Here is a 26,349-nt window from a genome sequence, read left to right as displayed (position 1 = left end):
TGGCTCGATCGCGCCGCGAAAGGGACGACCTCAATGAGCGACGGCAAGCTTCGGGATTATCTCAAGCGGGTCACGACCGACCTGCAGCGAACGCGGCAGCGGCTGCGCGAGCTCGATGACCGCGAGCGTGAGCCCATTGCGATCGTCGCGATGAGCTGTCGTTATCCCGGCGGCGTCACCTCTCCGGAGGACCTGTGGCGGCTGGTCGAATCCGGCGGGGAGGCCATCACCGAATTCCCCGCCGACCGGGGCTGGGACACCGAGCGGATTTACCATCCCGATCCGGATTCGGCTGGTACCACCTACGCCAGGGCGGGCGGTTTCCTGCACGACGCCGCCGATTTCGACCCCGATTTCTTCGGGCTGAATCCACGGGAGGCGCTGGCCACCGATCCGCAACAGCGCCTGCTTCTGGAGGCCACCTGGGAGGCGTTCGAGCGGGCAGGCATCCCGCCCGCAGATCTGCGCGGCAGCCGGACCGGCGTGTTCACCGGCATCATGTACAACGACTACGGCGCCCGGTTCACCAGCGCACCTGCCGGGCTGGAGGGCTACCTCGGCAACGGCAGCGCGCCGAGCATCGCGTCCGGGCGAGTGGCCTACACGTTCGGTCTCGAAGGCCCTGCGGTCACCATCGACACGGCGTGCTCCTCGTCGCTGGTCGCCATGCACTGGGCGATGCAGGCCCTGCGTCGAGGCGAGTGCACGCTGGCGTTGGCGGGCGGGGTCACGGTGATGTCGACGCCGAACACCTTCGTGGAGTTCAGCCGACAGCGCGGTCTGGCCGCCGACGGCCGGTGCAAACCGTTCTCGGCGTCGGCAGACGGCACCGGCTGGGCAGAGGGCATCGGTCTGGTGTTGTTGGAGCGACTCTCCGACGCCCGGCGCAACGGGCACGAGGTGCTCGCGGTGCTCCGGGGCTCGGCGATCAATCAGGACGGCGCCAGCAGCAGGCTCACCGCGCCCAACGGTCCCGCCCAGCAGCGGGTGATCCGGCAGGCGCTGGCCGATGCCGGCCTCGCGGCGTCCGATGTGGATGCCGTGGAGGCGCACGGCACGGGTACCACGCTGGGTGATCCGATCGAGGCGCAGGCGCTGCTGGCCACCTACGGTCAGGACCGTCCAGCGGACCGGCCGCTGTGGCTCGGCGCGCTGAAGTCCAACATCGGGCACACCCAGGCCGCTGCCGGCGTCGGCGGGGTGATCAAGATGGTGCAGTCCCTGCGCCACGGCCTGCTGCCCAAGAGCCTGCACGCGGACCAGCCCACCACCTCGGTGGATTGGACGGCGGGCGCGGTGCGCCTGCTCGCCGAACCGGTGGACTGGCCTGTTTCGGACCGGCCGCGCAGGGCAGGGATCTCCTCGTTCGGCGTCAGCGGCACGAATGCGCACGTCATCGTCGAGCAGGCCCCAAAACCGGACCCTGCCGAGCCGGACCCGGTCGAATCGGATCAGGCCGAGCCGGGTCAGGCCGCGTCGGATCAGGTCGAGGCCGCCCGGCCCGAGATCGTGCCCTGGCTTCTCTCCGGACGCACCGGGCAGGCGTTGCACGAGCAGGCCGAGCGGCTGCTCGCGCTGCTGGAGCAGCGTCCCGATCTGCCCACGGTGGATGTCGGACAGGCGCTGGCCACCACCCGCACCCACTTCGACGACCGCGCGGTGGTGCTGGGCACCGATCGTGCGGAGCTGCTCGGCGGGCTGCGCGCGCTCGCGGACGGAACCGGTTCGGCGCAGCTGGTGCGCGGCCCGGCAGGCACCGGCAGGCTCGCGTTCCTGTTCTCCGGTCAGGGCTCCCAGCGCCCGGGGATGGGCCTGGAGCTGTACCGGTCGTACCCGGTGTTCGCCCGGGCCTTCGACGAGGTGTGCACGCATCTCGACCCCGAGCTGCCGCAGCCGTTGCGCGAGGTGGTCTTCGCGTCGCAGAACAGCCCCGAGGCCGCTCTTCTCGACCGCACCGTCTTCACTCAGGCCGCGCTGTTCGCGGTGGAGGTGGCCGCCTACCGGCTGGTCGAGTCCTGGGGCGTGCGCCCCCGCTACCTGGTCGGTCACTCCATCGGCGAGCTGGTCGCGGCGCATCTGGCCGGGGCGTTCTCGCTGCCGGACGCCTGCAGGCTGGTGGGCGCGCGCGGCAGACTGATGCAGGCCCTGCCCACGGGCGGGGCGATGGTGGCAATCGCGGCCACCGAGGACGAGGTGACCCCGCTGCTGACCGAGCAGACGGGAATCGCCGCGATCAACGGGCCTGCCTCCGTGGTGGTCTCTGGTGCGGAGGAGGCGGTCGCCGCCCTGGCGGCGGAGTTCGTCGAGCGCGGCCGCAAGACCAGGCGGCTGGCCGTGTCGCACGCGTTCCACTCGCCGCTGATGGACGAGATGCTCGGCGAGTTCGAGCAGGTCGCGCGGACCGTGACCTACCGGCGGCCCCGGCTGGCCGTGGTGTCCAACGTGACCGGCGTGCAGGCCAAGATCAAGGAACTGACCTCGCCCGACTACTGGGTGCGGCACGTGCGCGCGGCCGTCCGCTTCCGCGACGGCATCGCCTTCCTCCGAGGGAAGAGCGTCACCCGTTTCCTGGAGATCGGGCCCGGCGGCACGCTCACCGCGATGGTGCAGGACTGCCTCGACGGTGCCGAGGACATCGTGGCGACCCCGCTGCTGCGTGGCGACCGACCGGAACCTCGGGCGGTCACCGAGGCGCTGGCCCGCCTGCACTGCCACGGCGCCGAGATCGGCTGGCCGCTGGTGTTCGACGGCACCGCGTCGCCGCGCGTGGACCTGCCCACCTATCCGTTCCAGCGCAGGCGCTTCTGGCTCGATGCTCCGGTCGTCGCCGAGAACCCCGAGGCCATGGGCCTGGCCGCCGCAGCGCATCCGCTGCTCGCCGGGGCGATCGCGCTCGCCGACTCGGACGGGAGTCTGCTCACCGGGCAGCTGTCCGTGCGCAGCCACCCCTGGCTGACCGAGCACCGCGTCGCCGGGGCGGTCGTGTTGCCGGGGACCGCGTTGGTCGAGCTCGCCCTGCACGCGGGGGACCGGGCGGGCTGCCCCCGGGTGGAGGAACTGACCCTCCAGGCGCCGCTGACGCTGCCCGAGGAGGGCGCGGTGCGGCTCCAGGTCGTGGTGGGCGCACCGGACGGCTCGGCCGCCCGTTCCCTGCGCATCTACTCGCGACCCTCGTCCGAGGCCGAGGATGAACCGTGGACACTGCACGCGCACGGCCTGCTGGGCAGCGCGGCGGAACCGGCGGATTTCCCGGCTGCCGAGTGGCCGCCTGCGGGTGCGGCCGAGGTGGACCTCGATCCGGAGTCCTTCTACGACCGGCTGGCCGAGGTCGGTCTGGAGTACGGACCGGTGTTTCGCGGCCTGCGCGCGGTGTGGACCTCCGGTGACGACGTCTTCGTCGAGGTCGCGCTGCCCGAGGGGGCGACCGGCGAGTTCGCGCTGCACCCGGCGCTGCTCGACGCCGCCTTGCACGCGGCAGGCCATACCGGGGTGGGCGGCGGCGGTGCCGTACTGCCGTTCTCCTGGACGGGGGTGACGCTGCACGCCACGGGCGCAACCGTGCTGCGGGTACGGCTGCGGCGGAGCGGCGAGGAATCGATCTCGCTGGCCGTGGCCGACGGCACCGGTGAACCGGTTGCCGAGGTCGACTCCCTCTCGCTGCGCCCGCAGGCGGCCGAGCAGCTCGCGCCTGCGCCCGGGGTGGTCCGCAACTCCCTGTTCCGGTGCGGCTGGACCCCGCTGCCCACCAAGGCGGTCGCCTCCGCCGAGCGGTGGGCGCTGCTCGTCGATTCCCCGGTGCGGTCCGCACTCTCCGACCACGTGGCGGCGCTGGAGGTGCTGGCGCCCGATGCGGCGGCCGAGGGGCAGGCGCCCGACGGTCCGGCTCCCGAGGTGCTCGTCTTGGACCTGGCCGCAGCGGTGCCCTCCGAGGGGGATCTCGCCGCGACGGCACACGCACGTACCCTGCGGGCGCTGACCGCCGTGCAGGACTGGCTCGGGCAGGAGCGGTTCGTCGACACCCGACTGGTGGTCCTCGGTCGCGGCGCGGTGGACTGCGGCGGCGCACCGCTTGATCCGGCCTCGGCTGCGGCCTGGGGGCTGGTGCGCTCGGCGCAGTCGGAGCATCCCGGTCGGATCGTGCTGATCGACATCGACGAGGACGAGAGCTCGGTGCGTGTCCTGCCCGCCCTGCTCACCTCGGGCGAGCCGGAGCTGGCGGTCCGATCGGGCGCGATCTTCGTGCCTCGGCTGGTGCGGGCCGTCAAGGACGAGCGGCCTGCCCCGGCCGCGGAGTTCGGCCCCGAGGGCACCGTGCTGGTGACCGGCGCGACCGGTGCACTGGGCGGTCTGCTCGCCCGCCACCTGGTTCGCGTCCACGGCGTTCGCAGACTGCTCCTGCTGAGCCGCCGGGGCGCGCAGGCCCCGGGGGCCGTCGAACTGTGTGCGGAACTCGCGGAGCTGGGTGCGCATGCCGAGTTGGTGGCCGCCGATGCGGCGGACCGCGCGGCGCTGGCCGCAGCACTCGACACGATCCCTTCGGAGCACCCGTTGCGCGGGGTGGTGCACGTGGCGGGGGTGTTGGACGACGGCGTCGTCGGCTCCCAGACCGCGCCGAGAGTGGCAGCGGTGCTGCGCGCGAAGGTGGACGCCGCAGTCAACCTGCACGAACTGACCTCAGGCCGGGACCTGTCCGCCTTCGTGTTGTTCTCCTCGGCCGCCGGGGTCTTCGGCGGGCCGGGTCAGTCCGGTTACGCGGCCGCGAACTCCTTCCTCGATGCCTTCGCCGGGTTCCGAGCAGCCGCCGGTCTTCCCACCCTCGCACTGGCCTGGGGCATGTGGGCCGAGACCAGTGCGATGACGGCGAACCTCGGGGAGACCGATCTGCATCGCGCCGCCAGAGGCGGCGTGCTCCCGCTGTCCACCGAGGACGGTCTGACGCTGTTCGACGCGGCCTGCGCCGGATCAGGGGGCGCGCTGGTGCCCGTCCGGCTGGACCTGGCGACGCTGCGCGGCCACGGCGAGGCGGTCCCCACCGTGTTGCGCGACCGGGTGCAGGCCACCCGGCGGCGGATCGTCGCAGCCGGTGCCGCAGCGGGCGCCGCACCGCTTGCCGCGCGATTGGCGGGTCTGACCGAGGCCGAACGGGACCGGGTGCTGACCGACCTGGTCCGGGCGAAGATCGCGGAGGTGCTCGGGCACGATTCGGCCGCCTCGGTCGAGGTGTCCCGCGCCTTCCGTGATCTCGGGTTCGACTCGCTCACCTCGATCGAACTGCGCAACCGGCTGACCTCGGAAACCGGTGTCCGACTGCCCGCGACGCTGGTGTTCGACCACCCGACCCCGGCCGCGCTGGTGGAACTGCTCCACACCGAACTCGCGGGTCTGCGCCCGGTCGACACCGCCCCTGCGGTCCTCGCCGCACCGGACGAACCGATTGCGATCGTGGCGATGAGCTGCCGCTACCCGGGTGGGGTCGCCTCGCCGGAAGACCTGTGGCGGTTGGTGGCCGAGGGACGCGACGGGATCACCGGATTCCCGGTGAACCGGGGATGGGACCTGGACCGGCTCTACAACGCCGATCCGGACGTCGCGGGCACCAGCTACGCCCGCGAGGGCGGTTTCCTCCACGATGCGGACCGGTTCGACGCGGCGTTCTTCGGGCTCAGTCCCCGGGAGGCGCTGACGGTCGATCCGCAGCAGCGACTGCTGCTGGAGGCCTCGTGGGAGCTGTTTGAACGCGCCGGAATCGACCCGGAGAGCCTGCGCGGCACCGCGACCGGCGTGTTCGCGGGCATGATGCACCACGACTACGCAGCCCGGCTGCACGAGGTCCCGGAGGAGTTCGAGGGTTACCTCGGCAGCGGCAGCGCGGGCAGCATCGCCTCCGGTCGGGTCGCCTATCTGTTCGGGCTGGAGGGTCCGGCGGTGACGATCGACACGGCGTGTTCGTCGTCGCTGGTGGCGATGCATCTGGCGGCGCAGTCGCTGCGCTCCGGCGAGTGCTCGATGGCGCTGGCAGGCGGCGTGACGGTGATGTCCTCGCCGATGCCCTTCGTGGAGTTCAGCAGGCAGCGCGGGCTGGCCGCCGACGGCCGGTGCAAGCCGTTCGCCGAGGCGGCGGACGGCACCGGCTGGTCGGAGGGCGTCGGTCTGGTGCTGCTGGAGCGGCTCTCGGACGCCAAGGCCAAGGGACACCGCGTGCTCGCCGTGCTGCGCGGCTCCTCGGTGAACCAGGACGGCGCGTCGAACGGACTGACGGCGCCGAACGGTCCGGCGCAGCAGCGGGTGATTCGGCGTGCGTTGGCGGATGCGGGTCTTGTCGCGTCGGAGGTGGACGCGGTGGAGGCGCACGGGACGGGCACGACCTTGGGTGACCCGATCGAGGCGCAGGCGTTGTTGGCCACCTACGGTCGGGATCGTCTGCCGGATCGGCCGTTGTGGCTTGGTTCGTTGAAGTCGAACATCGGTCATTCCCAGGCTGCGGCCGGGGTCGGCGGCGTCATCAAGATGGTGCAGGCGATGCGCCACGGTGTGCTGCCCAAGACCTTGCATGTGGATGCGCCGTCCTCGCATGTGGACTGGGATGCGGGTGCGGTGCGGTTGTTGACCGAGCAGGTCCAGTGGCCTGCGGTGGACCGGCCCCGGCGGGTCGGGGTGTCCTCCTTCGGAATCTCCGGCACCAACGCGCACATCGTCCTGGAACAGGCACCGGAGGAACCGTCCGCCGGGGCGGCGTCCCCGGGGCTGCCGGTGCCTGCGGCGTCGCTGCCGGTGGTGCCGTGGGTGGTCTCGGCGCGGTCGCCGGAGGCGCTGCGGGCCCAGGCCGCGCGGCTGCTGTCCTTTGCGGACGGAACTCCCGAGCTCGACCCGGCGGCCACCGCGTACTCGCTGGGTGTCTCCCGCTCGCTGCATTCCCATCGTGCGGTGGTGCTGGGTGCCGACCGGGCAGAGTTGCTCGCCGGTCTGGGTGTGCTCGCCGCAGGCGGTGCGGACCGGCGGGTGATCACCGGTACCGCAGGCGCAGGCTCCGGTCTGCTGGCGGTGCTGTTCTCGGGTCAGGGTGCGCAGCGGGTGGGGATGGGTCGTGAGTTGTACGGCGCGTTTCCGGTGTTCGCGGAGTCTTTTGATGCGGTGTGTGCCGGGTTCGATGGTGTGTTGCCGGGTGGGTTGGCGGAGGTGGTGTTCGGGGCGCCCGACTCCGAGTCTGAGTCTGAGTCCGGTTCTGGTTCTGGGTCGGGTTCTGAGTTGGATCGGACGGTGTTTGCGCAGGCGGGTTTGTTCGCGTTTGAGGTGGCGTTGTTTCGGCTGGTGGAGTCCTGGGGTGTTCGTCCGGATGCGGTGACGGGGCATTCGCTGGGTGAGATCACTGCTGCGCACCTTGCCGGGGTGTTCTCGTTGTCGGATGCCTGTCGGCTGGTCGCCGGCAGGGGCGGGTTGATGCAGGCGTTGCCCGAGGGCGGGGCGATGGTGGCTGTCGCGGCGTCCGAGGACGAGGTTCGGCCCCTGTTGTCGGATGTGGTGGGCATCGCGGCGGTCAACGGCCCGGGCTCGGTGGTGGTGTCCGGTGTCGAGGACGCGGTGTCGACGGTGGCGGCGCACTTCTCCGGTCTGGGTCGCAAGGTTCGCAGGCTTGCGGTGTCGCACGCCTTCCACTCGCATCTGATGGATCCGATGCTCGCCGAGTTCGCGGAGGTGGCGGAGTCGGTGGTGTACCGGGCTGCCGGGCTGCCCGTGGTGTCTCTGGTCTCGGGAGAGGTGGCGGGGGAGGAGATTTCGACCGCCGAGTACTGGGTTCGGCATGTGCGGGAGCCGGTCCGGTTCGCCGACGGCGTCGCCGCCTTACGCCGTACCGGCGTGACCCGGTTCCTGGAGCTGGGCCCACAGGCCGTGCTCACTCCCTCGGTCGGGGAGATCGTCGCCGAATCGGCGGCGGTGGCCGCCTCGCGCCGGGATCGGCCCGAGGTCGAGACCCTGCTGGCCGCCCTGGCCACCCTGCACACCACCGGCATTCCGTTGGACTGGGACGCATTGCTGCCCGGTGCCCACCGGATCGACCTGCCCACCTATGCGTTCCAACACCAGCGCTACTGGCTGGACGCGACCTCGGACGGCGGCGACCCGGCCTCGCTGGGACTGGAGAGAACCGACCACCCGCTGCTCGGCGCCGCGATCTGGCTGGCAGACTCCGACCGCCTGGTACTCACCGGGCGGCTGTCCACCCGCACCCACCCATGGCTGGCCGACCACGTCGTCTCCGGGGTCCCGGTGCTCCCCGGCTCGGCCCTGGTCGAACTGGCGATCCGGGCCGGTGACCAGGCGGGCTGCCCGCAGCTGCGCGAACTCACCCTGCACGCCCCGCTCGTGCTGCCCGATGCCGAGGTCGTGCAGTTGCAGGTGGTGCTCGGCGCGGCAGGCGAGAACGGCGACCGCGAGCTACAGATCTATGCCCGTCCCGGTGCGGACGAGCAGCCCTGGACCAGCCACGCCACGGGTGTACTGGCGCCGGAGGGCCCGACCGAGGAGTTCACCCTCGCCCCGTGGCCGCCTGCCGGCGCCGAACAGATCGACCTGACCGGCGGCTATGCGGAGCTGGCCGAGGCAGGACTGGACTACGGCCCGGCATTCCGAGGCCTACGCGCTGCCTGGCGACACGGCGAGGACGTGTACGCCGAGGTCGCACTGGACACCGAGATCGTTGCCGACACAGGCCGGTTCGGGTTGCACCCCGCCTTGCTGGACGCGGCCCTGCACGCCGCAGGCCATACCCCGCTCGCCGCCGCGACCGACCGCGCGCTGCTTCCGTTCGCCTGGTCCGGGGTCACCCTGCACGCCGCGCACGCGGCCGCCCTGCGGGTACGACTGCGGCCCCGGGGTACTGATTCCCTGTCGCTCGTGCTCGCCGACGAGGACGGTCACCCGGTCGCCACCGTGCGGGATCTCGTGCTGCGCCCGATCTCCTCGGAGCCGGGCAGTTCGACCTCGGCGATTGCGCGCACCGCCCTCTTCCACCTCGACTGGACGCCGTTAGAGCTCCCGACGGGTATCGGACGGACCCACCGGGCCGTGCTCGGCGGCGAGCCGGCACTCGCCGAGGCACTGCGGGCCGAGACCTGTGCCGACCTCGCCTCGGCCGCCGAGATCGCACCCGAGGTGCTGCTCGCGCCGAGCCCGGCCGACTGCCTCGGTGCGCTCGCCCTCGTCCAGGACTGGCTTGCCGAGGAACGCCTCGCCGACTCCCGCCTGGTCATCATGACCGCCGACGCGACCGGCGACACACCGGAGCCGGACGCGGCGGCGATCTGGGGCCTGGTGCGCTCGGCCCAGACCGAGCACCCCGGACGCTTCGTGCTGCTCGACACCGACGACCGCATCGCCGCCGCCACGGTGCTGGACGCCCTGCTCGCCACCGGTGAACCGCAACTTGCCGTGCGGCAGGGCCGGGTCAGCGCCCCGCGCGTCCGGCGAGCACCGGCACAGACCGGCACACCGGAGTTCGGGTCCGGCACCGTGTTGGTAACCGGGGGGACCGGTGCGCTCGGCTCGCTGGTCGCACGACATCTCGTCCTCGCCCACGGGGTGCGCGACCTGGTCCTGGTCGGCAGACGCGGACCGGCCGCCCCCGGCGCCGAGGACCTCCGCGCCGAACTCGCCACGTCGGGCGCCCGAGTGGCGGTCGTGGCCTGCGACGTCTCGGACCGCACTGCGCTCGCCGCGCTGCTTACGGACCTGCCTGCGGACCGGCCGCTGACCGGCGTCGTACACGCCGCCGGAGTCCTGGACGACGCCACCATCACCACGCTCACCGCCGAGGGCCTCGATCACGTGTTGCGTGGCAAAGCCCTGGCCGCACGGCACCTGCACGAGTTGACCGAAGGGCTCGACCTCTCCGCATTCGTCCTGTTCTCCTCGGCCGCCGGGATGCTGGGCACGCCCGGCCAGGCCAACTATGCCGCCGCCAACGCCTACCTGGACGCGCTCGCCCTACAGCGACGTGCGCAGGGCCTGCCCGCTCAGTCCCTCGCCTGGGGACTCTGGGCGGAGACCGGGGAGCTGACCGGCGGACTCGTCGAGCGGGACCGCAGCCGCCTGACCCGTGGCGGGGTCCGCGCGCTGTCGGCCGCCGAGGGACTCGCGCTCTTCGACGCCGCGCTCGGCCGGGATGAACCGGTGCTGCTACCGGTCCGGCTCGACATCGCGGCGCTGACCGCGTCCGGCGCACCGCCACATCCGCTGCTGCGCGATCTCGTCCGATCCAGGCGGCGGCACGCGGTCCGCGCCGCAGGTTCGGGGCCTGCGGCCGAACTGGCCGGGCTGCCTGCGGCCGAACGACGGGACGCCCTGCTCGAACTCGTCCGCGCCCAGGCCGCCGCCGTGCTCGGACACGCCTCGTCGGTGGCCGTCGTGCCCGACGAGTCCTTCGCAGACCTCGGATTCGACTCCTTGACCGCCGTCGAGCTGCGCAATGCGCTGACCGGAGTCACCGGACTGGCGCTCCCCGCGACCCTGGTGTTCGACTATCCGTCGCCGCAGGCCCTTGCGGAGTTCTTGGACGTCGGACTGACCGGTGTGGCAACCGCCGCCGCGCCCGTCGCGGCCTCCGTGCGGGCGAACGACGACCCGATCGCCATCGTGGCGATGAGCTGCCGCTACCCGGGTGGTGTGCAGTCCCCGGAGGACCTGTGGCGGCTGGTCGTCGAGGGCGGCGACGGCATCACCGGGTTCCCCGAGGATCGGGGCTGGGACCTCGATCGCCTCGTCGACCCCGAGCGGACCCGACCCGGCACGAGCTACGTGCGTGACGGCGGGTTCCTGCACGATGCGGCCGGTTTCGACGCCGGCTTCTTCGGTATCTCGCCGCGCGAGGCGCTGGCGATGGACCCGCAGCAGCGGCTGCTGCTCGAGTCCTGTTGGGAGGTCCTCGAACGCGCGGGCATCGAGCCCGCGAGTCTGCGCGGCAGCGCGACCGGCGTGTTCACCGGCGTCATGTACCACGACTACGGCGCACAGGTCGCCGCCGCAGCTCAGGACACTGACGGACATGTCGGCACCGGCGCGGCGGGCAGCGTCGTATCGGGTCGGGTCGCCTACGCCCTCGGGCTCGAGGGTGCGGCCGTGTCCATCGACACCGCCTGTTCCTCCTCGCTGGTCGCGATGCACCTGGCCGCCCAGGCGCTGCGCTCCGGGGAGTGCGATCTCGCGATGGCCGGTGGCGTGACCGTGATGTCCACGCCGACCGCGTTCGTGGAGTTCAGCAGGCAGCGCGGGCTGGCACCGGACGGCCGGTGCAAGCCGTTCGCCGAGGCCGCGGACGGCACCGGTTGGTCTGAGGGCGTCGGGATGGTGCTGCTGGAACGGATGTCGGACGCCCGACGCAACGGACATCGGGTGCTGGCGGTGGTGCGGGGTTCGGCCGTGAACCAGGACGGCGCGTCGAACGGGTTGACCGCGCCGAACGGTCCCTCGCAACAGCGGGTGATCCGCCGGGCGCTGGCCGACGCCGGACTGACACCCTCCGATGTGGACGTTGTCGAGGCGCACGGCACCGGGACCACGCTGGGAGATCCGATCGAGGCGCAGGCCCTGCTGGCGACCTACGGTCAGGACCGCCCCGCCGACCGGCCGCTGTGGCTCGGTTCGCTGAAGTCGAACATCGGACACACCCAGGCTGCCGCAGGTGTCGGCGGCGTGATCAAGATGGTGCAGGCGATGCAGCACGGTGTGCTGCCGAGGACCTTGCACGTCGACGAGCCGTCCTCGCAGGTGGACTGGGACTCGGGCTCGGTCCGGCTGCTCACCGAGCAGGTGGTGTGGCCGGACGGCGACGGGCCTCGGCGGGCCGGGGTGTCCTCGTTCGGCTTCAGCGGCACGAACGCGCACGTGGTCATCGAGGAGGGCCCGCTCACGCCGCACCCGGAACGCTCCGAGTCGACCGAGCTGCCCGTCCTGCCCTGGGTGCTCTCGGCTCGATCGCCGGCGGCCTTGGCCGCGCAGGCTGCCCGACTGTCCTCCTTCGTGACCGACCGGCCTGAACTCGGCCTTGCCGATCTCGGCTACTCACTCGGCGCCAGCCGCACGGCCCATTCCCATCGTGCGGCGGTACTGGGCGCCGATCGGGCGGAGCTGTTGGCGGGTCTGGACGTCCTCGCGACGGGCGGACTGGATCGGCGGGTGGTCACGGGCATCGCCACGCCGGGCCGGCTGGCCGTGCTGTTCTCGGGTCAGGGTGCGCAGCGGGTGGGGATGGGTCGGGAGTTGTACGGCGCGTTTCCGGTGTTCGCGGAGTCGTTTGATGCGGTGTGTGCCGGGTTCGATGGTCTGTTGCCGGGCAGGTTGGCGGCGGTGGTGTTCGCCGACGGTGCGTCCGGGTCCGGGGCCGAATTGGATCGGACGGTATATGCGCAGGCTGGGTTGTTCGCGTTCGAGGTGGCGTTGTTTCGGCTGGTGGAGTCCTGGGGTGTTCGTCCGGATGCGGTGACGGGGCATTCGCTGGGTGAGATCACTGCTGCGCACCTTGCCGGGGTGTTCTCGCTGGAGGATGCGTGTCGGCTGGTCGCCGGCAGGGGCGGGTTGATGCAGGCGTTGCCCGAGGGTGGGGCGATGGTGGCTGTGGCGGCGTCCGAGGACGAGGTGCGGTTGCGGCTGACCGAGGGCACGGCCCTCGCGGCGGTCAACGGTCCGGAAGCCGTGGTGGTCTCCGGAGTCGAGGACGAGGTCTCCGCCGTGGAGCGGCACTTCTCCGGTCTCGGTCGCCGGACGCGCAGGCTGGCGGTCTCGCACGCCTTCCACTCGCACCTGATGGATCCGATGCTCGCCGAGTTCGCCGAGGTCGCGGAGTCGGTGGCGTACCGGGCTGCCCGGCTGCCCGTGGTGTCGCTGGTCTCGGGAGAGGTGGCGGGGGAGGAGATCTCGACCGCCGAGTACTGGGTTCGGCATGTGCGGGAGCCGGTCCGGTTCGCCGACGGCGTCGCCGCCTTACGCCGTACCGGCGTGACCCGGTTCCTGGAGCTGGGCCCACAGGCCGTGCTCACGCCGATGGTCACCGCTGCTGAGACGGCGGGGACGGCGACGGCCGGGCTGGCAACGGCGGCGACGGCGACGACGGCGGTGGCGGCATTGCGCCGAGACCGCCCCGAGCCGGAAGCCCTGATGTCCGCCGTGGCCACCTTGCACCTCGCAGGTGCCGTCCCGGACTGGGCGGCGCTCTTCCCCGGTGCCCGGCAGGTGGACCTGCCCACCTACGCCTTCCAACACCAGCGCTACTGGCTGGACGGGCCTGCCGCCAACGGCGACCCCGCCACCATGGGCCTGGCCGCAGCGGACCACCCGATGCTCAGCGCCTCGCTCGCCCTACCGGGCTCCGGCGGTGTCGTGCTCGCAGGCAGGCTCTCCACCCGGACACATCCCTGGCTGGCCGAGCACACCGTCGACGGCACCGCGTTGGTCCCCGGCACCGCCTTCGTGGAACTCGCCATCCGCGCCGGTGACCACATCGGCGCCCCGCATCTCACGGAACTCACCCTGCACACGCCGCTCGTCCTCGACGGGCAACGCGGGGTCCGGATTCAGCTGGCCGTCGACGCACCGGATGCCGACGGACAGCACTCGGTGACGGTGTTCTCGCTGCCCGACGGCGCCGAGGACTGGACTGCCCACGCCACCGGAGCGCTCCGTGCCACCCGCGAACCCGAGGCCGAGACCTGGGCACAGTGGCCGCCCGCCGGAGCAGAACCGGTCGAACCGGCCGACCTCTACGAACGGTTCGACGATGCGGGCCTCGGTTACGGCCCCGCCTTCCGAGGCCTGCACTCGGTATGGCGACACGGGGACGCCGTCTACGCCGAAGCCGCCCTGCCCGACACCGTGGCGGGCGAGGCCGCAGGCTACGGAATCCACCCCGCGCTGCTGGACGCCGTGCTGCACGCGATCGGCTTCACCGGCGTCGGAACGGACAGCGGGACCGCGCTACTGCCGTTCGTCTGGAAGGGCGTCTCGCTACACGCGGCAGGCGCGCGGGCCGTGCGGCTGCGGCTGCGGAACCTCGGCGGCGACTCCGTCGAGCTGCTGATCGCCGACGGCGCGGGCCGGGTCGTCGTCTCGGTGGCGGAACTCCTGCTCCGGCCGAGGCACACCACGGGGCAGACCGCGCCGAGCAACCCCCTGTTCCACCTGGAGTGGACCTTGCTCAGCGCGGGCGCCGACGTCGCGTCCGAGGAGTCCGCCGACGCGGACTTCGTGGTCGCCGACACCGCCCACGCCGCCCTCACCCGCATCCAGGACTGGCTGGGCGAAGAACGCTCGGCGGACCGCAGGCTGGTGCTGTCCACCCGCGATGCGGTCGGCTGCGCCGGAACCGTGCCGGATCCGGTGCCCGCCGCCGTCTGGGGACTGGTGCGCTCGGCTCAATCCGAGCACCCCGGCCGGATCGTGCTGATCGACAGCGACGGGTCGACCGCCTCGGAGGCGGCGGTGGTCGCCGCCCTGAACTCCGGTGAACCACAGATCGCCCTCCGTGGCGGAGCCGCCTACGTCCCTCGACTGGTCCGCGCGGCCCCCGTCGCCGACGCCGTCCCCGCAGGCGCCTTCGGTGCGGACGGGACGGTGCTGATCACCGGCGGTACCGGTGCGCTGGGTATCGAGATCGCGCGACACCTGGTGACCGCGTACGGGGTCCGCGACCTGTTGCTGCTCAGCCGCCGGGGCACCGGCGCGGAGGCGCTGGTCGCCGAACTCGCGGAACTGGGCGCCAGGACTGAGATCGCGGCCTGTGATGTGGCGGACCGAGCGGCACTGGCCGATGTGCTGGCGCGGATCCCCGCCGACCGGCCGTTGCGGGCCGTGGTGCACGCGGCGGGGGTGCTCGAGGACGGCACCCTCCTCTCGCAGACCGTCGCGGGCCTCGACCGGGTCCTTCGGCCGAAGATCGTCGCCGCTCGGCACCTGCACGAATTGACCGCCGAACTCGGCCTCACCGCCTTCGTGCTCTTCTCCTCGCTGGCAGGCGTGGTCGGCACCCCGGGACAGGCCAACTATGCGGCGGCGAACGCCGCACTCGACGCGCTGGCCGAGCAACGCCGCGCCGCCGGACTGCCCGCGCTGTCGCTGGACTGGGGGCTGTGGGCGGGATCAGGTGACCTCACCAGGGACCTGTCTGGCACCGACCGATCCCGGCTCGCCAGAGGCGGCGTCCGGGAACTGCCGGTCGCCGAAGGACTGGCACTGTTCGACGCCGCGCTCGCTGCGGGCGAACCGGTGACCATCCCGGCGAAGCTCGACCTGGCGGCACTGCGCAGCCGGAACGCAGGCGGTCAGGCCCTTCCCGCGCTCTGGCAGGTGCTGGTGCCGCCCACCCGGCGTGCCGCTGCGGAGTCGTCCGACGGTGGTCTGCGCGACCGGCTGACAGCGGTGCCGCGCGAGGAGCGGCAGGCCGCGTTGGTCGCCGTGGTGTGCGACCGGGTCGCGGTCGTGCTCGGGCACGCCTCGACTGCCTCGATCCGACCCGAGCAGGCCTTCACCGAGCTCGGGTTCGATTCCCTCACTGCGGTGGAACTGCGCAACCAGCTCATCGAGAACACCGGATTACGGTTGCCCGCCACCCTGGTCTACGACTACCCGACGCCCAGCGCACTGGCCGCCTACCTCGATGCCGAGCTCTTCGGCGCGCTCGAGCAGGTGACGGGCCCCGACCAGCCCACGCCTGCGCACGACGAGCCGATCGCGATCGTGGCGATGGGCTGCCGCTACCCGGGCGGGGCAGACACGCCGGACGACCTCTGGCGAATGGTTGCCGCCGGGACCGACGGCATCAGCGGGTTCCCCGCCGACCGAGGCTGGGACCTGGACGCCCTGTACGACCCGGAGCCGGGCAAGGCGGGCACCTGCTACGCCCGAGAGGGCGGCTTCCTGACCGATCCGGCCGGTTTCGACGCGAACTTCTTCGGCATCTCCCCGCGCGAGGCGTTGGCGATGGATCCGCAGCAGCGGCTCCTGTTGGAGACGAGTTGGGAGACCTTCGAACGCGCCGGGATCGATCCGCATTCGGTGCGCGGCAGCTCCATCGGGGTGTTTGCCGGACAGATGTACCACGACTACGGTGGCCGGTTGGCCGCCGCCGACGACGACTCGCAGGGTCACGAGGGCACCGGTGGGGCCGGGAGCGTGCTCTCGGGTCGGGTCGCCTATCTGTTCGGGCTGGAGGGTCCGGCGGTGACGATCGACACGGCGTGTTCGTCGTCGCTGGTGGCGATGCATCTGGCGGCGCAGTCGCTGCGCTCCGGCGAGTGCTCGATGGCGCTGGCAGGCGGCGTGACGGTGATGGCGACGCCCGGTGCCTTCGTGACGTTCAGCAGGCAGCGGGGGCTGGCACCCGACGGCCGCTGCAAGCCCTTCGCCGAGGCCGCCGACGGTACCGGTTGGTCCGAAGGCGTGGGCATGGTGTTGCTGGAGCGGTTGTCGGACGCCCGGCGCAACGGACATCAGGTGTTGGCCCTGGTGCGCGGCTCCGCAGTGAACCAGGACGGCGCGTCGAACGGGTTGACCGCGCCGAACGGTCCCGCCCAGCAGCGCGTCATCCGCGCGGCGCTCGCCGCCGCCGACCTCGCACCGACCGAGGTGGACGTCGTGGAGGCGCATGGCACCGGCACCAGGCTGGGTGATCCGATCGAGGCGCAGGCCTTGTTGGCGACTTATGGTCGGGGCCGGTCCGTCGAGCGGCCGTTGTGGTTGGGTTCGGTGAAGTCGAATCTCGGGCACACGCAGGCTGCGGCGGGCATTGCCGGTGTGATCAAGATGGTGCAGGCGATGCGGCACGGGGTGTTGCCGAAGACGCTGCACGTGGACGCCCCCTCCTCGCATGTGGACTGGGATTCGGGTGCGGTCCGGCTGCTGACCGAATCGGTGCCGTGGGAGAGCGACGACCGGCCTCGGCGAGCCGGGGTGTCCTCCTTCGGCATCAGCGGCACCAACGCACACGTGTTGTTGGAGCAGGGCCCGGACACAGCCGGGGCGGCGGAGCCGTCAACGGTGCCCGTGGTGCCGTGGGCGGTCTCGGCGCGCTCCTCGGCGGCATTGTCGGCGCAGGCGGCCCGCCTGCTGTCCTTCGCGGAGCGCCATCCCGAGCTCGACCTGGCGGACGTCGGCTATTCGTTGGGTGTCTCGCGCGCGGAGTTGGAGCATCGTGCGGTGGTGGTGGCTGCCGATCGGGTGGGTGTGGTGGCGGGTCTGCGTGCGGTGGTGGCTGGGGAGAGGCATCCGTCGGTGTCGTCGGGTGTGGCTGGGCGGGGAAGTGGCTTGGCCGTTCTGTTCTCGGGTCAGGGTGCGCAGTGGGTGGGGATGGGTCGTGGGTTGTATGGCGCGTTTCCGGTTTTTGCGGATTCTTTTGATGCGGTGTGTGCCGCTTTTGATGGGTTGTTGCCGGGTGTGTTGAGTGAGGTGGTGTTCGAGGGCTCGGCTTCCGATTCCGATTCTGGTGCTGGTTCTGTGTTGGATCGGACGGTGTTTGCGCAGGCTGGATTGTTTGCGTTTGAGGTGGCGCTGTTCCGTTTGGTGGAGTCGTGGGGTGTTCGTCCGGATGTGGTGACGGGGCATTCGCTGGGTGAGATCACTGCTGCGTATGTCGCGGGGGTGTTCTCGCTGGAGGATGCGTGTCGTCTGGTGGCGGCGCGGGGTCGGTTGATGCAGGCGTTGCCCGCTGGTGGGGTGATGGTGGCCATCGGGGCGGCGGAGGACGAGGTTCGTCCGGTGCTGTCGGGTGTGGTGGATGTCGCGGCGGTGAATGGTCCTCGGTCGGTGGTGGTGTCGGGTGCCGAGGATGCGGTCGCGGTGGTGGAGCGGCATTTCGCGGGTCTGGGTTGTCGGACTCGTCGTTTGGTGGTGTCGCATGCGTTTCACTCGCCGTTGATGGAGCCGATGTCGGCTGATTTCGCGGCGGTGGTGGAGTCGGTGGATTATCGGCCTGCGGCGCTTCCCCTGGTGTCATTGGTGTCGGGTGAGATGGCGGAGGAGGAGGTCTCGACCCCCGAGTATTGGGTGCGGCATGTTCGGGAGTGTGTTCGCTTCGCCGACGGCATCCAGACGGTGCACCGAACCGGAGTCACCCGATTCCTCGAACTGGGCCCACAGGCAGTGCTCACCTCGATGATCGGCGAGATCGTCGAGGACGCCACGGCCGTGCCCGCCCAACGCAAGGACCGGCCCGAGGCCGAAACGCTGCTGGCCGCCGTGGCCGCCCTGCACACCACCGGCACCCCGCTGGACTGGGCCGCACTGCTCCCCGGCGCCCGACAGATCGACCTGCCCACCTACGCCTTCCAACACGAGCGGTTCTGGCCGGAGTCGGGACTGGACGCAGCCGATGTCACCGCTGCGGGTCTGGCCTCGACGGAGCATCCATTGCTGGGTGCCGTGGTCACCATGGCAGGCACCGACGGTCTGGTGTTCACCGGGCGGATCTCGACCCGGACGCACCCCTGGCTGGCCGATCATGTCGTGCACGGTGCGGTGATCCTGCCGGGCACCGCCTTGGTCGAGCTCGCCGTCCATGCCGGGGATCACGTCGGCGCCCCGCACCTGGCGGAGCTCACGTTGCACACCCCGCTCACTCTCACCCGACACGACACCCGACTACAGGTCGTCGTCGGCGAACCAGCGGAGCAGGGCCGCCCGATCACCGTCTTCTCCTGCACCGAGGGACAGGACTGGATTCAGCACGCCGCCGGCATCCTGACCGCGCAGCAACAGGTTCCCGCGACGGTGGACCCGGTCTGGCCGCCGACGGGGTCCGAGCCGATCGACGTCACCGGGCTCTACGACCGGCTTTCCGGCGCGGGGCTGGCCTACGGCCCTGCCTTCCAGGGCCTCACCGCCGCGTGGCGCCGGGGCGAGGACGTGTTCGCCGAGGTCCGGCTTTCCGAGGATCAACGAGCCCAGGCCCGTCGGTACGGCCTGCATCCCGCGCTGCTCGATGCGGCCCTGCACGCGGTCTCGCTGACCGGGCTCGGCGCGGAGGGCGGGCAACCACTCGTGCCGTTCTCGCTCTCGCGTGCCGCGCTGCACGCCGCAGGCGCCACCACCCTGCGCGTCCGAGTGCGGCCCCGCTCCGCCGACACCGCCGCCCTGAGCGTCGAGGACCCGGCCGGGAACCCGGTGTTCTCGGCGGATTCGCTGGTGCTGCGGCCGTTCACTGCCGCGCCTGCCAGACCCGGTGCGAACTCGCTGTACCGGCTGTCCTGGATCGAACATCCGGTGGCCGAGACGGCCTCGGCGGCGCGGTGGTCGGTGGTCGGCGACGCAGACCTCACCGAGGCGCTGCGCAACAGTGTCGCCGGTCTCGACACCCCTGCCGACCTCGCCGCGCTCATAGATCGACTCGACACCGAACCCGCACCGGACGTCGTCGTGCTCGCGTACCGCGCCGCATCCTGGGACGGCGAGGCCGCCGCCGCCCGAATCCGCGCCAGCACCGCCAACACGCTGCACGTGTTGCAGACCTGGCTGGCCGACGACCGCTTGGCCGACTCGCGATTGATCCTGCTCACCAGCGGGGCGGTCGACACCGACAGCACGCCGGACCACGGTGACCCGCAGGACTGCATCGACCTCTGCGGCGCGGCTGCCTGGGGCTTGGCCCGCTCGGCCCAGTCGGAGAACCCCGGCCGCTTCGTGCTGATCGACACCGACGATCTCACCGCATCCGCCGATGTGCTCGCGGCCGCCGTCGCCTCCGGGGAACCGCAGGTGGCGGTGCGGGCGGGCCGCGTTCTGATCCCGAGGCTGACCCAGGCCGCACCTGATCCGGAACCCGTTGCGCGTTTCGGACCGGAGGGAACCGTGGTCGTCACCGGGGCCACCGGTGCGCTGGGTGCGCTGGTCAGCAGACATCTGGTCCGGGCCAACGGCGTCCGGCATCTGCTGCTGCTCAGCCGCCGAGGCATCGAGGCACCGGGTGCCGTCGAGCTGCTGGACGAGCTGACCGCGCTCGGCGCACAGGCAAGGATCGTCGCCTGCGATGCGGCGGACCGGGCGGCCCTTGCCGCGACGCTGCGGGAGATTCCGGCGGAACACCCGGTGCGGGGCGTGGTGCACGCGGCCGGGGTGGTGAACGACGGCGTGCTGCATTCGCTCGATGCCGACCGGATCGACCGGGTGATGCGGCCCAAGATCGACGCCGCGATCAACCTGCACGAGCTGACCGAGTCGGCGGAGTTGTCCGCCTTCGTGCTGTTCTCCTCCTTTGCCGGGCTGGTCGGCACCCCGGGGCAGGGCAACTACGCGGCGGCGAACGCCTGTCTGGACGCCCTCGCCCAGCATCGGCGCGGCGTCGGCCGGACCGCGCATTCGCTTGCCTGGGGGCTCTGGGACCAGGAGAGCGAGTTGGCGGGCGTCGCGTCTTCGGCGAGGTTGGGTCGGGGCGGGGTGTCGGCGTTGTCCGCGGAGGAGGGGCTTGCGCTGTTCGACGCCTCGGTCTCCGGTCGGGACTGCCTGCTCGTACCGGTCAAGCTCGTCCCGACCGCCCTGCGTGCGCAAGGCTCCTCGCTGCCCGGCATCCTGCGCGGTCTGGTGCCGGCAGGCCGCCGCACCGCAGCGCTCACCGGCGCAGCGGACGCGGGCGGCCTGCGCCAACGGCTTGCCGGGCTGTCCGCCGCCGATCGGCGGCGTGCCCTGCTCGCACTGGTGCGCGCGCAGGTGGCCTCGGTACTCGGCCACGGTTCAGCGGAATCGGTGCCCGCCGACCGGACCTTCGCGGAACTGGGCTTCGACTCGCTGATCGCCCTCGAGCTGCGCAACGGCCTCGCCGAGGCGACGGGGCTGCGACTGCCCGCGACCCTGATCTTCGATCACCCGACCCCGGAACGGCTGGCCGAACTGGTGGACGGCGAGCTGTTCGTCGGCGCGGCACCTCTCGACGACCTCGCCCCGACCGGTCGCAGCCAACCCGATGGCGACGACGAGCCGATCGCCATCGTCGCCATGGCCTGCCGCTATCCGGGCGGGGTCGACTCGCCGGAACAGCTCTGGCAGCTGCTTGCCGAGGGGCGCGACGGCATCGCCGAGTTCCCCGCCGACCGAGGCTGGGACCTCGACGCGCTCTACGATCCCGACCCCGGCACACCCGGCAAGTGCTACACCCGCAGCGGTGGCTTCCTGGACGACGTCGGCGGCTTCGACGAGGGCTTCTTCGGCATCTCCCCGCGCGAGGCGCTGGCGATGGATCCGCAACAGCGGTTGCTGCTGGAGACCTCCTGGGAGGCGATCGAGCGGGCGGGCATCGATCCGGCCGCACTGCGCGGCAGCCCGACCGGGGTGTTCGCAGGCGTCATGTACCAGGACTACGGGGCCCTGCTCTCCGGCGGCGGGGACGATGCGGAAGGGCATGTCAGCGTCGGCGCGGCCGGGAGCATCGTCTCCGGCCGGGTGGCCTACGCACTCGGGCTGGAGGGGCCTGCCGTCTCGATCGACACCGCCTGCTCCTCCTCACTGGTGGCGCTGCACTGGGCCCGCCAGGCACTTCGGCAGGGCGAGTGCTCGCTGGCCCTGGTCGGCGGGGTCACCGTGATGGCCACCCCCACCGTGTTCGTGGAGTTCAGCAGGCAGCGCGGCCTCGCTGCGGACGGCCGGTGCAAACCCTTCGCCGATGCCGCCGACGGTACGAGTTGGTCCGAGGGCGTCGGTGTGCTGTTGGTGGAGCGGTTGTCCGATGCACGGCGCAACGGGCACCCGGTGCTCGCCGTGCTGCGGGGCTCGGCGGTGAACTCCGACGGCGCGTCGAACGGATTGACCGCACCGAACGGCCCCTCACAGCAGCGGGTGATCCGCCGCGCGGTGGCCGACGCGGGGCTGGCGCCGTCCGATGTGGACGCAGTGGATGCGCACGGCACCGGGACCACCCTCGGCGACCCGATCGAGGCGCAGGCGCTGCTCGCCACCTACGGCAGGGATCGATCCGTCGAGCAGCCGCTGTGGCTGGGCTCGGTCAAGTCGAATCTGGGGCACACCCAGGCGGCGGCCGGAGTGGCCAGCGTGATCAAGATGGTGCAGGCGATGCGGCACGGCGTGCTGCCCAGGACACTGCACGTCGATGCGCCCTCGTCCCATGTGGACTGGGAGGCCGGTGCGGTTCGGCTGCTCACTGAGCCGGTGCCGTGGGCGGTCGGGGACCGTCCGCGACGGGCCGGGATCTCCTCCTTCGGCATCAGCGGCACCAACGCACATGTGATCATCGAGGAGGGGCCTGCCGACCTGCTTCCCGAACCGGCGGGCCAGGCCCCCGCCCTGGTGCCGTGGGTGCTCTCGGCGCGCTCGGCAGCCGCCCTGAGTGCCTACGCCGAACGGCTGCTGTCCTTCTCGGCGGAGAACCCCGAGGCCGATGTGGCTGCGGTGGGGCACGAGCTGGCCACCACCCGGTCGACCTTCGAGTACCGCGCCGTCGTTGCTAGCACCGGTCGGGAGCAACTGCTGACGGGGCTGCGCGCCCTGGCCACAGGCGAGGCCGAATCGCGCGCCGCGCACCGCCCCGGCGCGGTGGCCTTCGTCTTCCCCGGCCAGGGATCACAGTGGATCGGAATGGGCCGGGAACTGCTGGAGTCGTCCCCGGCGTTCGCCGCCAGGTTCGCCGAGTGCGCCGAAGAACTGGACCGCTGGGTGGACTGGTCGGTCTACGACGCGCTCGGTGATCAGGACCTGTTGGACCGGGTGGACGTGGTGCAGCCGGTGCTGTTCGCCATGCTGGTCTCCCTGGCCGCGGTCTGGGAGTCCTTCGGCCTGACACCGGATGCGGTGGTCGGCCACTCACAGGGCGAGATCGCCGCCGCCGTGGTCGCGGGCGCCCTGTCCTTGACCGATGGTGCCCGGGTGGTGTGCCTGCGATCCCGGTTGATCGCGGAGACCCTGGCCGGGCACGGCGGCATGTACTCGGTGGGCCTGCCTGCGGCCGAGGTCCGTGCTCGACTCGTCGAGTTCGGCGGCGGGGTGTCGGTGGCCGCGGTGAACGGTCCCCGCGCCGTGGTGGTGTCCGGCGACCCCGAGGCACTGGCCGCGTTCGCCGCGGAGTGCGAGGCGGACGGCATCCGGGCGAAGCGGATCCCGGTGGACTACGCCTCGCACTCGGCGCAGGTCGAGCGGATCGAGGCGGACCTGCTCACGGCCCTGGCCGACGTCGCGCCGCGCGGCAGCGGCATCGGGTTCTACTCCACCGTGACGGGCGGCCGGATCGACACCGCCGAGCTCGACGCCGGGTACTGGTATCGGAATCTGCGGGAGACCGTCCGCTTCGAATCCGCGATCGCCGCGCTGGCAGCCGAGGGATACACCGCCTTCGTGGAGGCCTCGCCACATCCGGTGCTGACCATGCCCGTGCACGACACGCTGGACACCGTCGAGGTCGAGGCACTGGTCGTCGGCACACTCCGCCGGGACGAGGGCGGACTCGCGCAGCTGTACGAGAGCCTCGCCCAGGCCTGGATCTACGGCAGGCGGATCGACTGGTCGGCCGCGTTCGCCGGGCACCGGTCTCGGCACGTCGAACTGCCCACCTATCCCTTCCGACACAGCCGCTACTGGCCCGAGGTGTCCCTCGGAACGGCAGGCGCAGGCGACCCAGGGTCGCTGGGCCTCGCCGACGCCGACCATCCGGTGCTGGGAGCGGCGGTGGACCTCGCCGAAGCCGACGGGGTGGTGTTGACCGGACGGCTGTCGGTGCCCGGCCAGCCCTGGCTGGCCGATCATACCGTCGACGGCGTCACCGTGGTGCCCGAGGCGCTGTGGACAGAACTGGCGCTACAGGCCGGGGGCCGGGTCGGTTTCGGCCACCTCGCCCAGCTCGACGTGCTGCTGCCGCTGCCGCTGTCTCACGACGCTGCCTTGCAGGTGCAGGTCGCCGTCGCCGCACCGGACGAGTCGGGGCACCGCCCGCTGACCGTCCACGCACGTCCGCACGAGGACGACGGGACCGGGCGGTGGACCCGTTACGCAGCAGGCCTGCTTGCCGAGGAATTCGCCGACCCCGGCACCGACCTTGGCAACTGGCCGCCGGACGCGGTCGAAGCCGACCCCGATGAGCTGCATCAGCGGATCGCCGACGGGGGCACTGCGCTCGGATCGCGGTTCGGCACCGTGCGTGCCCTCTGGCGCCGAGACACCGACCTGTTCGCCGAGATCGACCTTCCCGAGGAGGAGGACCCGGTCGCCGCCCGGTTCGGGCTGCATCCCGGTCTGCTCACCACCGCGCTGCTCATCGCCGACGACCAGAGCCGAGGCCTGGTCCCCACCGGCTGGACCGGGGTCCGGCTGTACTCGCCCGGCGCAGGCCGCATCCGGGTGCACCTCGGCGTGGCAGGCGAGGACCAGGTGTCGGTCACGGTTGCCGATCAGGACGGGAACCCGGTGCTGTCCGCGACGGCGGTCCGACTGCGTCCGCTCGACCGGAGCAGGCTCGGCGGTGACCGGACCGGGGCCGGGCCGCTCCTGGGACTGGCCTGGCAGCCGCTCCGGCTCACCGCCGCGCCCGAGAACGGCGCGGACCGGCCGTGGGCACTGCTGGACACCGGCGTCCCGGTGAGTGCGACCGCCCTGTCGGCCCGCCCGGTCGGTTCGCTCGCCGACCTGGGCGAGGTTCCTGCCGAGGTCGTGATCGCGCCGCTGGCGGGCGGCGACCCGCATACCGCAGTGCACGCGGCACTACGGCTGGTGCAGGACTGGCTGGCCGAGGACCGGTACGCCGACGCGCTGCTGGTCGTGCTCACCCGGCACGCGGTCAGCTGCGCGGGCGTGACGCCGGACCCCGGTGCGGCCGCGATCTGGGGGCTGCTGCGCACGGCGCAGTCGGAGAACCCCGGTCGCCTCCTGCTGGTCGACCTCGGGGACGACGGGACCGAGGCAGACGTCCTGCCCGGGGTGCTTGCCGCCGCCGAGCCACAGGTGGCGATCCGAGGCGGTGCGACCTTCGTGCCGAGGGCGGTCGAGCTGCCCGAATCGTCCGACGGTGGGGCAGTCGCCTTCGATCCCGCCTCCACCGTGCTCGTCACCGGTGGCACCGGAGTCCTCGGCGGGCTCGTCGCCCGACACCTGGTGCAGGTGCACGGGGTTCGACGCCTGGTGCTGAGCAGTCGCCGGGGTACCCGGGCACCCGGAGCCGATGAACTGGTGGCCGAACTCGCCGCGCTCGGCGCGCAGGCCGAGGTGGTGGCCTGCGACGCCGCCGACCGGGAGGAACTGGCCGCCCTGCTCGCCGAGATCCCCGACGAGTGGCCGTTGCGTGGTGTCGTTCACCTCGCCGGGGTGCTCGAGGACGGCGTGATCGGCTCGTTGACCACGGAATCCGTGGATCGCGTGCTGCGGCCCAAGGTGGACGCCGCGCGTCACCTCGACGAGCTCACCCGAGGGCTGGATCTCTCCGCGTTCGTGCTGTTCTCCTCGCTTGCGGGCACCCTCGGCACCCCGGGGCAGGGCAATTACGCGGCGGCCAACGCCTACCTGGACGCGCTGGCGCTGCGCCGACGCGCCGAGGGTCTGCCCGCATTGTCGATGGCCTGGGGTCTGTGGGCCGAGACGAGCGAGCTGACCGGCGGTCTGGACCACGCCGACCGTGCTCGGCTCGGCCGAGGCGGCGTGGTGGCCATGTCCTCGGAGACCGGGCTCGCCCTGTTCGACGCGGCGCTGGCCACCGGAGAGACGGTCACCCTGCCCGCCCAGTTCGACCGGGTCGCCCTGCGTGGGCAGGGCGATGCCGTTCCGGCCGTGCTCAGCGGGCTGCTTCCCGCCCGCCGGCGGTCCTCGACAGCCGCCAGGGCGGGTGCCGGGCTGCGCGACCGGCTCGCCGGAATGCTGCCCGCCCAGCGGAGACTGGAACTGCTGGAACTGGTCCGATCACAGGTCGCGCGGACCCTCGGGCACGCGGGCCCACAGGAGGTCGATCCGGCTCGCGCGTTCAAGGACTACGGATTCGACTCGCTGATGGCCCTGGACGTGCGCAACAGGCTGGCCGCTGCCACCGAGCTGCGCCTGCCCGGCTCCCTGCTGTTCGACCACCCGACCGCAGCGGATATGGCGGAATTCCTCCAGGCGCAGCTCGCCGATGCCGACGAGCAGCCCGGCGCCTCGATGAATGCCGAGCTGGACCGGTTGGACGCGGCGATCTCCGATCTCACCTCCGACGATGCGGCGCAGGCTGCGGTGAGCAGCCGACTGCGGGCCATGTTGTCCCGATTGGACGAGCTCAAGGCCGACCACGCGGGCGACTCGGTGACCGACCGGATCGGCGCAGCCAGCGACGACGAGATGTTCGACTTCATCGACAAGCAGTTCGGCACCTCGTGATCCGGCCCGACTACCCGGTTTCCTTTGGTATTTCGATTGTTC

The 26,349-nt window shown here is 71.9% G+C and carries 1 protein-coding gene; it reads left to right on the top strand.

Annotation, left to right across the window (positions count from 1 at the left end; all coding sequences use genetic code 11):
- Nucleotides 1-33: 33 nt before the first annotated feature.
- Nucleotides 34-26,307: a type I polyketide synthase gene (locus tag UA75_RS16990; RefSeq protein WP_157434253.1), complete on the top strand. Its 26,274-nt coding sequence runs from the start codon at nucleotides 34-36 to the stop codon at nucleotides 26,305-26,307.
- Nucleotides 26,308-26,349 lie beyond the last annotated feature (42 nt).

The organism is Actinoalloteichus sp. GBA129-24 (genome assembly GCF_001941645.1).
Classification (GTDB): Bacteria; Actinomycetota; Actinomycetes; order Mycobacteriales; family Pseudonocardiaceae; genus Actinoalloteichus_A; species Actinoalloteichus_A fjordicus.
Note: the sequence above shows the minus strand (reverse complement) of the source record. Positions and strands in the feature narration are given on the sequence as shown.